Origin of the sequence: Pseudomonas sp. GM30, assembly GCF_000282275.2 — a bacterium.
Taxonomy (GTDB): domain Bacteria; phylum Pseudomonadota; class Gammaproteobacteria; order Pseudomonadales; family Pseudomonadaceae; genus Aquipseudomonas.
The window spans coordinates 1-13,309 of sequence record NZ_AKJP02000008.1; the positions used below are offsets into that span (position 1 = coordinate 1).

Genomic DNA, 13,309 nt, shown 5'->3' on the forward strand with positions numbered 1-13,309 from the left:
GGAGCTGCCGCAGGCTGCGATCTTTTGCTTTTAGCGGTTAAACCGCTCCACCAACGAATACTGCGTATTCGCCGTCTTGGTCAGCTCTTCACTCAGCAATGCCGAGTTATGCGCCTGCTCGGACGTCTGGTCCGCCAGTTCCGAAATGTTGCTGATGTTGCGGCTGATTTCCTCAGCCACTGCACTTTGCTCTTCGGTCGCCGCAGCGATCTGGGTGGTCATGTCGGTGATGTTGGCCACCGCTTCACTGATGCCGACCAAGGCCTGATCCGCTTCCAGCACCCGCGCCACACCTTCTTCCGCCTGGCGATGCCCGGCTTCCATGGTTTGTACGGCGCTGGATGCGGTCTGTTGCAGCTTGGCGATCAGGGCGTGGATCTGGCCGGTAGACTCGCTGGTGCGTTGCGCCAGTTGACGCACTTCATCGGCGACCACGGCAAACCCACGGCCCATTTCGCCGGCACGGGCCGCTTCGATGGCGGCGTTGAGGGCGAGCAGGTTGGTCTGGTCAGCGATGCCTTTGATCACGTCGACCACGCCGCCGATTTCGTCGCTGTCCTTGGCCAGTTGGGTGACGGTCAGGCCGGTTTCACCGACCACAACGGACAGGCGCTGAATGGCTTCGCGGGTTTCCCCGGCGATGTCGCGGCCACGACCGGTCAGGCGATTGGCTTCCTGGGTGGCGTCAGCAGTGCGCTGGACGTGGCTGGCGACTTCTTGCGTGGTAGCGGCCATCTGGTTGACGGCGGTGGCGACCTGTTCGGTTTCCACACGCTGACGTTCCAGACCGCTGGAGCTGTTGTGCGCCAGGGCGTCGGACTGCTTGGCCTGATCGGTCAGGTGCTCGGCGGTGTCCTGCAGACGGGTCAGGCAGGTTTTCAGGCGGGCTTCCTGGCTGAGGATCGACATTTCCAGACGCGCCTGCGCACCACGGCTGTCGGTGTACATCTGCGCGATCAGCGGGTCGGAGGTGGTCTGCTCGGCCAGACGCAGCAGGCGCTTAAGCCCGCGCTGCTGCCATTGCAGGCCCATCAGGCCCAGTGGCACCGACAGACCGGCAGCAAGGGCGAAGCCCCAGTGCGAGTTCAGGGTCGCGCCGATCACGAAGCTCAACTGGCTGACCAGAATGAACGGCAGCCAGTCTTGCAGCACCGGCAGCCATTTGTCGCTGGAAGGGATCGCCGACTTGCCTTGGTTGATGCGTTGGTAGAGCGCTTCGGCACGGCGGATCTGTTCGGCGGTGGGTTTGATCCGCACCGACTCGTAACCGACCACCTGATTGCCGTCGAACACCGGTGTCACGTAGGCGTTCACCCAGTAGTGGTCACCGGATTTGCAGCGATTCTTGACAATGCCCATCCATGGCAAGCCTTGTTTCAGTGTGCCCCACATGTGCGAAAACACCGCCGCCGGCACGTCTGGGTGACGAACCAGATTGTGCGGCGCACGGATCAGCTCTTCACGCGAAAACCCGCTGATTTCGACGAAAGCGTCGTTGCAGTAGGTGATCACGCCTTTGGCGTCGGTTGTGGAAATCAACCGCTGCTGAGCCGGGAAAGTCCGTTCGCGTTGTGTAATGGGCTGGTTATTACGCATGGTTTTTCAATCCGCAAGGCTTTGAAAGGTTGTCGGCGCTGTCAGGAAATTATTGAAGTTTTTTTTCAGATATAAGTACGGCGTCGCAAAACCGCGCTTGCTTCAACCGGCCAGCATCGGATAGGTGAACAGCGCAAAATGCAGCAGGTTCAGCCCGAAGTGCGTGGCGATCGCCGCAGCAAGCCCACCAAAACGGTAGGCCAGACCATAGCCGACACCCGCCAGACCCGCCAGCAACACCCAGTGCCAGCCGGCACCCAGATGCGCCAGGGCAAAGATCAGCGATGCCAGCAGCAGAGCGAGGTTGTCGCCGTGGCGCAGGTGCTTGAACAGGCGGCTCAAACCGCCCTGTATATAGCCGCGAAACAGCGCCTCCTCGACCAGCGTCACCAGCAGCAGATTGTTCAGCAGCCACAGCCACGCCTGATCGGGCCACTTTGGCGCCCAGGCGATCATGCCGAACAGAAGCGCTCCGCCCAGCGCCATTACGGCGCTCAAGGTCAGGCCGAGGACGCTGGCGAACACTGTCAGACGCAGCGAGCGGGTCGCGACAATCCACGGGCAGGCGAGCAACAGCCAGAAACCGATCAGGGGTTTGTCCAGATTCAGGTACATCGCGAACGGCACCGCGTCGTCGGTGAAACGCAGCGGGGCGATGGCCCGGCCGTTGGCGAATCCCGGCAACCAGTGCAGCGCCAGCGACAGCGCGAGGAAGATGAACACGGCATGCCCCAGCAGGCGCGCCACCGGCACCTGCTGTTGGCGCACGGCGAAACCGGTCACCAGCAACAATCCGAAGGAGATCAGCGCGAGCCAGCCGAGTTGGCCGAAACTCAACGCCAATCCATAACCGAGGCTGAGAAGTGCCAGATAGAGCCATGGCAACGCCTTCATCGAAAGTCCTTGTGCAGAATTTTGTGGAAGGGCTTTCTACACGGGTGAGGGCGTTGGGACAAGTAAAGCTGTGGCGGGAAACGGTGACACGCCGCAATCCTCCGTGTAGGAACTGCCGCAGGCTGCGATCTTTTGATTTTGAAACGCCAAAGTCAAAAGATCGCAGCCTGCGGCAGCTCCTACAGGGTTTTATGTGTGGCTGAGGATCAGTGCAGGTTGAGTTTCGCGGCGGCGCGTTCGGTGATTTCCGTACGCAGTTTCAACGACGCTGCTGCACGCAGGCGGGCCTCGTCGACAATCGCGCTCGGTGCCGTATCAGGGCTGCCCGAATTGAACGGCGGTGCCGGCGCATATTCCAGTTGCAACTGAATCAACTGCGCCGCCTCGGCCCCCACCAGTTCGGCGGCCAGCACCAGCGCAAAGTCGATGCCTGCGGTAATCCCGCCACCGGTAAACAGATTGCCGTCGCGCACCACCCGATCCTGCACCGCAATCGCGCCGAGTTTCGGCAGCAGTTCGTGATAAGCCCAGTGCGTGGTGGCGCGTTTGCCTTGCAGCAGGCCCGCAGCACCCAGCACCAGCGAGCCGGTGCACACCGACGTCACATACCTGGCCTGCGCCGCCTGACGCTTGATGAACCCCAGCGTCTGCTCATCTTCCATCAGCGGCCCGACCCCGGCGCCGCCGGGCACGCAGATCACATCCAGATTCGGGCAGTCATCGAAGGTGGTGGTCGGTTTCAGCAGCAGGCCGGTGCTGGCGGTGACCGGTACCAGATCTTTCCAGATCAGATGCACCTGCACGTCGGGCAGCGAGGCCAGCACGTCATAGGGACCGGTCAGGTCGAGTTGCTGCACCTGCGGAAACAACAGAAAACCGATCTGCAACGTCATGATTCTTTCTCCATTTGAGGGGTGGACGGCTTCACTGTAGGCGCGTAGGTTTTGGCGCATACGCCAATCAGCCCACGAATTACGCCAAATGCCGAAAACCATTCACGTACTCGCGTTTGCCAACGTACAAATCCTCGATGTCACCGGCCCGCTGCAAGTGTTTGCATCGGCCAACGACATCGCCCGTCAGCGCGGTTTGCCCGTGCCTTATGCGCCTTCGGTGATTGCCCGCGAGGGCGGGGCGGTGATGTCGTCCGCCGGGTTGGCGGTGCTGGCCGAGCCGTTGCCACGGCAGGCCAGCGATACCTTGATCATCGCCGGTGGCTGGGGCATTTACCTGGCGGCGGAAGATGTGCCGCTGGTGGATTGGGTGCGCGAGCATGCGGCGAAATGCCGACGCGTGGCCTCGGTCTGCACCGGCGCCTTCCTGTTGGCCGCCAGTGGCTGGCTCGACGGTCGCCGCGTGGTCACCCACTGGACCCGCTGCGAACAGCTGGCGCAGCAGCATCCGAAACTGCAGGTCGAAGCCAATCCGATCTTCATCAACGACGGCCCGGTCTGGACCTCGGCGGGCGTGACCGCCGGCATCGATCTGGCATTGGCGATGGTCGAGGAAGACCTGGGCCGCGACATCGCGCTGGACGTCGCCCGGCATCTGGTGGTGTTCCTGAAACGACCGGGCGGGCAGTCACAGTTCAGCGTGACGCTAGCCCTGCAAAATCAGGGCAATCGCTTTGATGAACTGCACGCCTGGATCGCCGAAAACCTCACCTGCGACCTCGGCGTCCCGACCCTGGCCGAACAGGCCGGCATGAGCGAACGCAGCTTCGTCCGCCACTACCGCGCCGACACCGGCCAGACCCCGGCCCGCGCGATCGAACTGATCCGCGTCGAAACTGCACGCCGCCTGCTGAGTGACACCGGGCTGCCGGTGAAACGCATTGCGGCCAACTGCGGGTTTGGCAGTGAGGAGACGTTGCGCCGCAGTTTTTTGCGCGCGATCGGGGTGACGCCGCAGGCGTATCGGGAGCGGTTTTCGGTCAGTGCCGGAGCAGATCCAGTAATGCCTTGAGGGTTTGCTGCGGTGCTTCTTCGGGAATGTTGTGGCCGACGCCGGGCAGCACGCGCCTTTCGTATAGGCCGGTGAAGTGCGCAATGTCTTCATCGACTTCCGGCGCCGGACCGACCCCATCGTCGGCACCGCACAGGGAGATAATGGGCACGCTGATCGGCGGTTGTTTGATCAACGCGTCTTCCATCCATTGCAGCGCCGGATCGCCTGCGGCGTACATGAAGCGGTGACGGTAGGAATGGATCACCACGTCAACGAAGTCAGGGTTGTCGAAGGCCGGAGCGGTCAGCGGATAACGTTCGGCGTTGCGTGCCCAGGTCGGTGACCATAACTTCCACAGCAGTTCACAGAACTCCCGCCGATTTTGCGTCAGGCCTGCGACGCCGCGTGGCGTGTGGAAATAGTACTGGTACCAATAACGATGCTCGGTCTCGGGATCCAGTGGCCGGGTCGAATTGGCGATGTCCTGCACGTTATAACCATCCCCCGTCACCAACCCGCGCACCCGCTCGGGAAACAACGCCGCAACGATGCACGCGGCCCGACCACCCCAGTCGTAACCGCAAAGCGTGGCCTGTTCGACACCCAGTGCATCCATCAACTCCAGCAAGTCCTGAGCCAGCGCCGCTTGCTGGCCAGAACGCAGCGTGTCCGGGCTATTGAAACGGGTCGGGCCGTAACCGCGCAGATACGGCACGATCACCCGATAACCCTCGGCGGCAAGCACCGGGGCGATTTCGTCGTACGCCCGAGGCGAGTAAGGGAAGCCATGCAGCAATATGACCGCGTCGCCGGTGGACGGGCCGTGCTGTTCAAAGGCTACGTTCAAGTTCGGTGTCAATACGCGTTGAATGTCAGACACGGCAGACTCCACAGCTATTGGGCGTCAGGCAACATTAGACCATTCCTATGTGGCGAGGGAGCTTGCTCCCGCCGGCCTGCGCAGCAGGTCCACTGGAGCATGGGGTCGCTTCGCAACCCGGCGGGAGCAAGCTCCCTCGCCACAGAGGAAGCGTCACTTGCCGGCGTCCGTTCCTGGTCAGCCGAACAGCACCTTTTGCCAATGATCTTCGCTGATGATCGCAATCGGCACGCCGCTGTCTCTCAGCTCAACGGCTTTCTTGATCTTGGTGCCGTAAGAGCTGTGAAGCCACTGATCATTGCCAATGCTCCCCACTACCAAATAGTGAATCTTTTTGCTGACGGAACCGCCAATAAGGCCGCCGCGTTCGAGGATCTGCGACTCACATTCTTTACGTGGCCCATAGGCCATGACGCCTGTAAACAGGAACACCCGATCAATCAGGCATAACTGCGGGGCAGGGTTGTCGAGAGGAAGACTGGTCGGCGCGGCAAACGTGGGTGTTTGTGTTGGTGCGACTGGCAGCCCGGTGAACTGATGCAGCATTTCCAGCAGCTCCGCAGACTCGTCGGCGTCCAGAACTCCGTCGCTGAGCATGTCGGCAAGGCGTCTGTAAAGGATGTTCACAACCGGATCATCCAGGTGCACCAAATGAGTTTCAATCCAGGTTCTGAGAAACTCGGCTTCTTGCTGGTTGATCGTGCCGTCTGCGGCAAGCCCGGCTGCGATGCCAATGAGAGCATCGACCGAGCGCCGCTCGATCCTTGCCTGGTGAAAGAACACGCTGCTCTGAAATTCCTGATGCAAATCGACCATCGTTGCTTCTCCTTAAGCCTCGGCTTCCGCCACCTGATTGAAATACTTCGTCCGATCCGGGGTAAACGTCACCCGCATTTTCGTCCGCGAGCAGGTCAGCGAACGTTCCTCACCCAGATCAATATCCAGATCCTCGCCCCGCAAGCCCTGCCACTGGGCGAGGTATTTCAGCGAGCCGTATTTCTCGGTTTTCTTCAGGCTGCGGCTCACGCCTCCTTTCCAGCCGAGCACCGGCAGTTCGCCGGCGAGGCATTGTTGCGCAAGGTCGGGGAAGCGGGTGGCGCGCTGGCGGCCGATTTCCCAGCACTTGATCAGGCCTTTGTCGGCGGCTTCCCACAGTTGGGTGCGGGTCAGGCCGCTGCGCAATGGCGTGGCGATGGGGCGGTGGACGTGCTGGGTCATTCTGGTTCCTTGAATTCGGGTTTTATTGGACAGCTCCGCTGTGCCCGTTGCGGTGGATGGTAGGGGGGGATGTAACAGGTGGCAACAGGGTATTTCAGGGTGTAAGTGCAGGTTGCGGGGGAGGGATTTGCCTGGGTGTTGTTTAGAAGAAGCAGGAACAAACCACGCAAACTGTGGCGAGGGGATTCATCCCCGATCGGCTGCGCAGCAGTCGCAAACCCAGGCAGCGCGGCGTTGTTGACGAAATGCACAGGCAAAATCAGGGGCTGCTGCGCAACCCGTCGGGGATAAATCCCCTCACCACAGGAGATCTGATTCCGTTTATTTCTGTGTAGGGGTTAGCCCGGCGAAGCGCGCTGATGCGGCATATTTCCTACAGACACTGGCGAAATTACGGCTGCCACTCACCCTTCTCCCCACTCAAACGCCGATCAAGAAAACTCGCCGCACTGATCAGCGCCAGATGCGTCAGCGCCTGCGGGGTGTTGCCCAGATGCCGGCCATGGCTATCAAACTCTTCGGCGTACAGCCCCAGCGGGTTTGCGTAGCGCAGCAGTTGTTCGAACTCCAGATGCGCCTTCTCCACCTGACCGGCCCGGGCCAGGCATTCGACGTACCAGAACGAGCACGCGGCAAACGCGCCTTCGGTGCCCGCCAGGCCGTCAATGTTGCTGTCGTCGTTGCGGTAGCGGTAAACCATGCCGTCGCGCACCAGACTTTTTTCAATGGCTTGCAGGGTCGATAGCCAGCGCGGGTCCTTGGCGCTGACGAAACGCACCAGCGGCATCAGCAGCATCGAGCCGTCGAGCGCGGTGCCGCCCTTGTACTGGACGAAATGCCCGCGCTCCTCGTTCCAGAAGTTGTCCCAGATGTCGGCGTAGATCGCCTGCCGGGTCTGATCCCACTGGACGAACGGTGCTGGCAGCGAGCGTTTCGAGGCCAGGCGAATCGCCCGGTCCAGCGCCATCCAGCACATCAATCGCGAATGCAGAAAGTGATGCTGCTCACCGCGCATTTCCCAAATGCCTACATCGGTGGTCTGCCAGGTCTCACACACCTGATCGACCACTTCGCGCACGTGTTTCCAGCCCTGGTGGGAAATCGCGTCGCCGTACTTGTTGACCAGGTACACCGCGTCCATCAGTTCGCCAAAGATATCGAGCTGAATCTGGTCGTACGCGCCATTGCCGATGCGCACCGGTTGCGCGCCACCATGACCGGAAAGGTGCGTGAGTTCGGTCTCCGGCAGTTCCTGACGACCGTCGATCGCATAGAGGATGTTGAGTTTGGTCGAATTTCCCTGACAATCGCTGACCCGCCCACGCAGCCAGCCCATGTAGGCGTTGGCCTCGTCGACAAAGCCCAGGCGCATGAACGCGTAGACCGTGAACGAAGCGTCGCGGATCCAGGTGTAGCGATAGTCCCAGTTGCGCTCGCCGCCGGGGGTTTCCGGCAGGCCGAAGGTGGCGGCGGCGAGGATCGCGCCGTGCTTGCGCGAGGTCAGCAGCTTCAGCGCCAGTGCCGAGCGATTGACCATCTCCCGCCAGCGCCCGCGGTAGTTGGACTGGCCGATCCAGTCGCGCCAGAACTTCAGCGTGCGCTCCAGGCACATTTTCGCGCCGTCATCCTTGAAGCGCGGATCGTCGGCGCCACCGAGGACGAATTCGGCGTGCTGATCCTGTTTCAAACTGAACGCGGCAACGGCCGATTCGCCATCGATCTGCAACGCTTGATCCGCCACCAGCCGCAGCGATGGCTGACCCTCCGCACTGAAAATCACCGATTGTTGATCCATCTGCGCCCGGGTGTTGGCACGCGCGTAGTCATGCCGCACCGCGCAGCGCATGTAAAACGTCGCTTCACCGCTGACCACCCGCACCCGGCGCATCAGCAGCGGCAGGTCATCGACACTGTCGCCGATCGGCAGCAGATCGGTGATTTCCACCACGGCCTGTTCGCTGAGCCAGCGCGTTTGCAGAACGTTGGTGTCCGGCAGGTAGATCTGCTCGCGTCGCGCATCGGGCAAGTCCGGGGCGAGCTGGAAAATCCCCGCCTCGGGCGTGTCGAGCAGCGAACAGAAGATCGACGGGCTGTCGAATTCCGGCCAGCAGAAAAAATCCACGCTGCCCTTGTCGTTGACCAGCGCGGCACTGCGCAGGTCACCGATGATGCCGTGGGCGTCAATCGGGCTTTGTCGTTCAGGATGATGCTCAGCCATTGCCACGAAACTCCGGATAAAGACTCATGCCGCCGTCGATGAACAGGGTGGTGCCGACGATGTAGTCGGCGGCGTCGGAAGCGAGAAACACCACCGCGTTGGCGATATCCTCAACGTCGCCGATGCGACCGTAGGGGATCAGCTCCAGCAGCTTTTCACCGGCGACGCCTTCGGTGGCTTGCTGATTGATTGCCGTGCGAATTGCTCCCGGCGCGATGCCGTTGATGCGGATGCGCTGCTGGCTGACTTCCTGGGCGAGGGTCTGCATCAACTGATCGACGCCGCCCTTGGACGCCGCATAGTTGACGTGCCCGGCCCACGGAATGCGTTGATGCACCGAACTCATGTGAATGATCTTCCCGGCCGCGCGGGACACGCCTTCGCGCACCCCTTGGCGGTTGAAAATCCGCAGCGCGGCGCGAGCGCAGAGGAACTGGCCGGTGAGGTTGACGCCGATCACCGTGTTCCAGTCTTCCAGGGTCATGTCCACCGCAGCCGCATCTTTTTGCAGACCGGAATTGGCCACCAGAATGTCCAGTGAACCAAAGGCGTCCAGAGTCTCGGCGAACAACCGTTCGACCTCGTCTTCCTTCGACACATCGGCGCCGATGGCCAGCGCCTGGCCGCCGTCGGCAATGATCTGCCGGGCCAGCGCTTCGGCAGGTTCCGCCTGACGGTTGTAATTGATGACGACGGCTGCGCCGGCAGCGGCCAGCGCTTTGGCGGCAGCGTGGCCGATGCCGGAGCTGGCGCCGGTGACCAGTGCCACTTGGCGGGCGAGGGATATTTGCATGCGAAGTCGTGCCTTGACTGAGGGCCTATTTAGCTGACTGGTCGCAGGCCGGGAGAGTTCAAGAGCAAAGATCAAAAGATCGCAGCCTTCACATTCCACCAACAATTCCGCGCTTCCACGCTCATCAGCCTTTATGGCAACTTGGCCGCCCCTGATGAGGCTGTACCCATGGCAAACCCTTACCGCGAATTATTCACTGCCCCCGGCGCCCGTGCTTTTGTTCTGGCCGGGATGATCGCGCGCATGCCGATATCCATGACCGGGATCGGTGTGATCACCATGCTCTCGCAGCTCAAGGGCGGGTACGCGCTGGCCGGTGCGGTGGCGGCGACGTTTGCCCTGGCCACGGCGTTTTGCGCGCCGCAGGTCTCGCGGCTGGTGGATCGTTTCGGCCAGGGCAAAGTGCTGCCGCTGTCGGCATTGATCGGTGGCGGGGCGCTGTTGATGTTGTTGCTGTGTACGCGTTTGCAGGCGCCGACCTGGACACTGTTTATCTTTGCCGCGCTGGCCGGCTGCATGCCGAGCATGTCGGCGATGGTGCGCGCGCGCTGGACCGAGATCTATCGCGGCCAGCCGCAATTGCAGACGGCCTACGCGCTGGAATCGGTGCTCGATGAAGTCTGTTTCATCGTTGGCCCGCCGCTGTCGGTGGGATTGTGCGTGGTGGCGTTTCCCGAGGCCGGGCCGTTGGCCGCGCTGCTGGCGCTGGCGATCGGGGTGACGGCGTTTGTTGCTCAGCGCAGCACCGAGCCGGCGGTGCACCCGCAAGAATCACAGCATCAGGGTTCGATCATTCGCTCGACCGACGTGCAATGGCTGCTGGCGTTGATGCTTGCCATGGGCGTCATCGTCGGTGTGGTCGATGTGGTCAGCGTCGCCTTCGCCCAGCAGCAGGGCCAGCCGGCGGCGGCGAGCATCGTCTTGTCGGTGTATGCGATCGGCTCGTGTCTGGCCGGGATTGCGTTTGGCGCGATGCGTTCGAAACTGCCGTTGCCGCGCCTGTTTCTGTACGGCGGCGTGGCGACGGCGGTGACCACGCTGCCATTGTTGCTGGCGAGCAATATTTTCGGTTTGTCGCTGGCAGTGTTTGTCGCGGGGTTGTTCTTTTCGCCCACGCTGATCGTGGCGATGGCGTTGATCGAGCGCATCGTGCCACCGGCCAAACTCACCGAAGGCCTGACCTGGCTGGTGACGGGGTTGAGCATCGGCGTGGCGATCGGCGCGGCCGGCTCGGGCGCCCTGGTGGATGCGTTTGGCGCGCGTAGCGGATTCTGGCTGGCGATTGTGGCGGGGGCGGTGGTGTTGGCGTCGGCGTTTCAGAGTCATCGGCATCTGAAATAAACCAGCTTTGGCGAGCGGTTGTGGTGAGGGGATTTATCCCCGATGGGCCGCGAAGCAGCCCCAAATCCAGCCAGCCCTTTCCTTCAGAAGTAGCGTGCCGGGTCAGTTTGCGACTGCTGCGCAGTCGATCGGGGATAAATCCCCTCGCCACAGAGTTATCCATACAGGCAGCGAATGGGTTACCACCCCCGGCCCGAATTCACCCAGAAATTTACCGACAGTGACGTCGACACCGATTCCACCTGATGGAACCAGCCCTCCGGCAGAAACAGCAGATCCCCGGCCTCCAGCGTCACGCGCAGGAACGTCACATCGCGTGCTGCAGGAAAGCGCTCATAGTCCGGTGCGTCGGGGTTGAAGTCGCAGCCATCCAGGCCACCCTTTGGCGCCGTCGACCAGGTGCCCAGCGCCTCGCGGTGGTGCGGGGCGGCGAGGGTGAACTGCTTCTGGCCCCAGACCTGCGCAAACAAGTTGTCGGTGTCGTCGCGGTGCAGCGGCGTCAGCGTGCCTTTGGGGCCGATCCAGATACGTGGCGGGATGAACAGCGAAGCATCGAAGTAGGGCGGGTACTTGATCTGCTGCAGCAATTGCGCCGGCAGGATGTTGTTGCCCATGTAGGCCGGCGGTTCGCCGTCCGCCCGTTTGACTGCCGGTTGGTCCAGCGAGGCAATGAACTCGGCCATCGACGTCGAGCGGAAATCACGTTCGGTGGAAAAGGTTTTCTTCACGTAATCGCCGTGGCGGGTGATGCCCTGCAGTTCGGCGAAATGCACCAGCGATTCTTCGCGACTGAGCTTGAACAGCGGCCAGTCCTGCAAGGCATTGCTGATCACCACCGGGATGCCGTTGGGCAAATACTTGTTTTTGAATTCGCTGACCGACAAATCATTGCGCGCATGACGCTCGACGCGGGTCTGCACCGGCAGCCCGGCGGTGAGTTGTTCACTGAAGCGCGGCGGCGTCGGGTAGCGCTTGTTCATATCGACCTTTTGCGCCACGGCGCCACCGTGCATCGCGTGCTCGATGATCTGCGGCAGCAGCGTCGCCAGGCCCATGTTGCCGCCGATCTTCAGGCGCCCGCTGGCGAACAGTTCTTCGACATTGACCCTGCCGGCCATGATCCCGAGAAAATCACTCTCGGCGACTTCAATGGTCACGTCGGGGCTGGGGTGGCGACCGGGCGCGGTGCGACTGCTGGCCTTGACCTCCGACCAGTAGGCCTGCTGCGGACCAAACACGAATTGGAAAACGCCTTCGATGCCGACGGCACCGGCATTGGCGAACAACTTGCCCAGGATGCTCTGCAGGTCCACGGTGAATCCTCATTATTGGTTTTGGCCTGAACAGTTAACGAGCGCCTGTTGGCGCAATTTACCGGCGCGCGACTAATTTGCCGGGGGCGTAATCCGTTTCTCTCTACAGACAAATTTTTCGAGGAAAGCCGGGTGAACAAGCTGACCCTGCTGTGCCTGCCGTACTCCGGCGCCAGCGCCATGGTCTACAGCCGCTGGCGGCCAAAACTGCCGCAATGGCTGCAACTGCAACCGGTGGAGTTGCCGGGGCGCGGCGCGCGTTTCGACGAGCCGCTGCACACGGATATGCGTGTGCTGGCGATGCAACTGGCCAAGGAATTACGGCCGAATCTCAAAGCGCCGTATGCGTTGTTCGGCCATAGCCTGGGCGCGCTGCTGGCCTGCGAAATCGCTCACGCCCTGCGCATCTTGGGCTGTCCGGAACCGGTGGCGCTGTTTGCCTCGGGCACGGCGGCGCCGACGATGCGCGCCGACTACGATCGCGGTTTTGCCGAGCCGAAAACCGACGCCGAATTGATCGATCAATTGCGCACGCTCAACGGCACCAGCGAAGAAGTGCTGGCCAATGCCGAGCTGATGAGCCTGACCTTGCCGATCCTGCGCGCGGACTTTCTGCTTTGCGGTAAATTCGAGCCGTTGTCGCGGCCGCTGCTCAACTGCCCGGTGCACGTGCTGGGCGGCAAGGCGGATCGTGCGACCACCGAACAGCTGATCGGCTGGAGCAAGGAAACCCGCGGCAGTTTTTCGGTGGACATGCTCGCCGGCGGGCATTTCTTTATTCACGAGCATGAGGCCAAAGTGCTCAAGGTGATCAAGGATCAGCTGGAAGGGCATCATCGTCGGCATGTCATGGCCGCCACCGCCTGAACGCCGCAGAACCTGTGGGAGCGAGCTTGCTCGCGAAGACGCAATGTCAGTCAACATCTGTATTGGCAGACATACCGCTTTCGCGAGCAAGCTCGCTCCCACAGGGTGTTTTGCAGATCTGAAATTCCCTGCTCTACCTCCCGCCGACAGTTGTTCTCATTCGCTAATTTTTCCGGTCTGCATTCGTTTTATAGGGACGACGTGCCTTTGTGCTTCCTGCCTACTGATCCGGATGCTGAGAA

Annotated in this window: 12 protein-coding genes; 3 read left to right on the forward strand and 9 right to left on the reverse strand. The window is 61.7% G+C overall.

The annotated features are described in order from the left end of the window. Window positions 1-30: 30 nt before the first annotated feature. The 3 genes from PMI25_RS06175 to inhA form a co-directional block, all read right to left on the reverse strand. Window positions 31-1,596, reverse strand: coding sequence for a methyl-accepting chemotaxis protein (locus tag PMI25_RS06175; RefSeq protein ID WP_003223402.1), 1,566 nt, complete (start codon window positions 1,594-1,596; stop codon window positions 31-33). Between the two features lie 102 nt (window positions 1,597-1,698). Further along, on the reverse strand, window positions 1,699-2,490 hold the full coding sequence (locus PMI25_RS06180; RefSeq protein ID WP_007969194.1) for a CPBP family intramembrane glutamic endopeptidase: 792 nt from the start codon (window positions 2,488-2,490) through the stop codon (window positions 1,699-1,701). 206 nt (window positions 2,491-2,696) lie between these two features. Further along, window positions 2,697-3,383 (reverse strand): isonitrile hydratase, encoded by a 687-nt coding sequence (gene inhA / locus PMI25_RS06185; RefSeq protein WP_007962161.1) that lies wholly within the window; start codon window positions 3,381-3,383, stop codon window positions 2,697-2,699. Window positions 3,384-3,471: 88 nt separating this feature from the next. Here inhA and PMI25_RS06190 point away from each other — a divergent pair, with 88 nt between their 5' ends. Beyond that, window positions 3,472-4,455 (forward strand): GlxA family transcriptional regulator, encoded by a 984-nt coding sequence (locus PMI25_RS06190; RefSeq protein ID WP_007962162.1) that lies wholly within the window; start codon window positions 3,472-3,474, stop codon window positions 4,453-4,455. Here PMI25_RS06190 and PMI25_RS06195 read toward each other — a convergent pair. From PMI25_RS06195 to PMI25_RS06215, 5 genes are all read right to left on the reverse strand, one after another. Further along, complete coding sequence (locus PMI25_RS06195) at window positions 4,424-5,317, reverse strand: alpha/beta fold hydrolase (protein WP_007962163.1); 894 nt, start codon at window positions 5,315-5,317, stop codon at window positions 4,424-4,426. The two genes, PMI25_RS06190 and PMI25_RS06195, sit on opposite strands and share 32 nt — an antisense overlap. Window positions 5,318-5,494: 177 nt before the next feature. Further along, window positions 5,495-6,133 (reverse strand): BRCT domain-containing protein, encoded by a 639-nt coding sequence (locus PMI25_RS06200; protein ID WP_007962164.1) that lies wholly within the window; start codon window positions 6,131-6,133, stop codon window positions 5,495-5,497. A 12-nt stretch (window positions 6,134-6,145) separates the two neighbouring features. Then, complete coding sequence (locus tag PMI25_RS06205) at window positions 6,146-6,535, reverse strand: hypothetical protein (protein WP_007962165.1); 390 nt, start codon at window positions 6,533-6,535, stop codon at window positions 6,146-6,148. 391 nt (window positions 6,536-6,926) lie between these two features. Continuing rightward, the gene (locus PMI25_RS06210) at window positions 6,927-8,753 is read right to left on the reverse strand and encodes a glycoside hydrolase family 15 protein (RefSeq protein ID WP_024164433.1); all 1,827 of its coding nucleotides are present in this window, start codon (window positions 8,751-8,753) and stop codon (window positions 6,927-6,929) included. Next, the gene (locus PMI25_RS06215; RefSeq protein WP_007962112.1) at window positions 8,746-9,546 is read right to left on the reverse strand and encodes a glucose 1-dehydrogenase; all 801 of its coding nucleotides are present in this window, start codon (window positions 9,544-9,546) and stop codon (window positions 8,746-8,748) included. The genes PMI25_RS06210 and PMI25_RS06215 overlap by 8 nt, the downstream gene beginning before the upstream one ends. A 168-nt stretch (window positions 9,547-9,714) precedes the next feature. On the opposite strand from PMI25_RS06215, the gene PMI25_RS06220 reads away from it, so the two are divergent. Further along, entirely contained in the window at window positions 9,715-10,887 is a 1,173-nt protein-coding gene (locus PMI25_RS06220) for an MFS transporter (RefSeq protein ID WP_007962113.1), read from the forward strand. Between the two features lie 179 nt (window positions 10,888-11,066). Here PMI25_RS06220 and PMI25_RS06225 read toward each other — a convergent pair whose 3' ends face one another. Then, complete coding sequence (locus PMI25_RS06225) at window positions 11,067-12,200, reverse strand: cupin-like domain-containing protein (RefSeq protein ID WP_007962115.1); 1,134 nt, start codon at window positions 12,198-12,200, stop codon at window positions 11,067-11,069. A 132-nt stretch (window positions 12,201-12,332) separates the two neighbouring features. Between PMI25_RS06225 and PMI25_RS06230 the strand changes: the two genes are divergently transcribed. Beyond that, window positions 12,333-13,067: a thioesterase II family protein gene (locus PMI25_RS06230; RefSeq protein ID WP_007962117.1), complete on the forward strand. Its 735-nt coding sequence runs from the start codon at window positions 12,333-12,335 to the stop codon at window positions 13,065-13,067. Window positions 13,068-13,309 lie beyond the last annotated feature (242 nt).

Coding starts and splice junctions, on each gene's coding strand:
- PMI25_RS06180 (WP_007969194.1), bottom strand. CDS start 2,490: ATGAAGGCGTTGCCATGGCTCTATCTGGCACTTCTCAGCCTCGGTTAT.
- PMI25_RS06200 (WP_007962164.1), bottom strand. CDS start 6,133: ATGGTCGATTTGCATCAGGAATTTCAGAGCAGCGTGTTCTTTCACCAG.
- PMI25_RS06205 (WP_007962165.1), bottom strand. CDS start 6,535: ATGACCCAGCACGTCCACCGCCCCATCGCCACGCCATTGCGCAGCGGC.
- PMI25_RS06190 (WP_007962162.1), top strand. CDS start 3,472: ATGCCGAAAACCATTCACGTACTCGCGTTTGCCAACGTACAAATCCTC.
- PMI25_RS06175 (WP_003223402.1), bottom strand. CDS start 1,596: ATGCGTAATAACCAGCCCATTACACAACGCGAACGGACTTTCCCGGCT.
- PMI25_RS06220 (WP_007962113.1), top strand. CDS start 9,715: ATGGCAAACCCTTACCGCGAATTATTCACTGCCCCCGGCGCCCGTGCT.
- PMI25_RS06210 (WP_024164433.1), bottom strand. CDS start 8,753: ATGGCTGAGCATCATCCTGAACGACAAAGCCCGATTGACGCCCACGGC.
- PMI25_RS06215 (WP_007962112.1), bottom strand. CDS start 9,546: ATGCAAATATCCCTCGCCCGCCAAGTGGCACTGGTCACCGGCGCCAGC.
- inhA (WP_007962161.1), bottom strand. CDS start 3,383: ATGACGTTGCAGATCGGTTTTCTGTTGTTTCCGCAGGTGCAGCAACTC.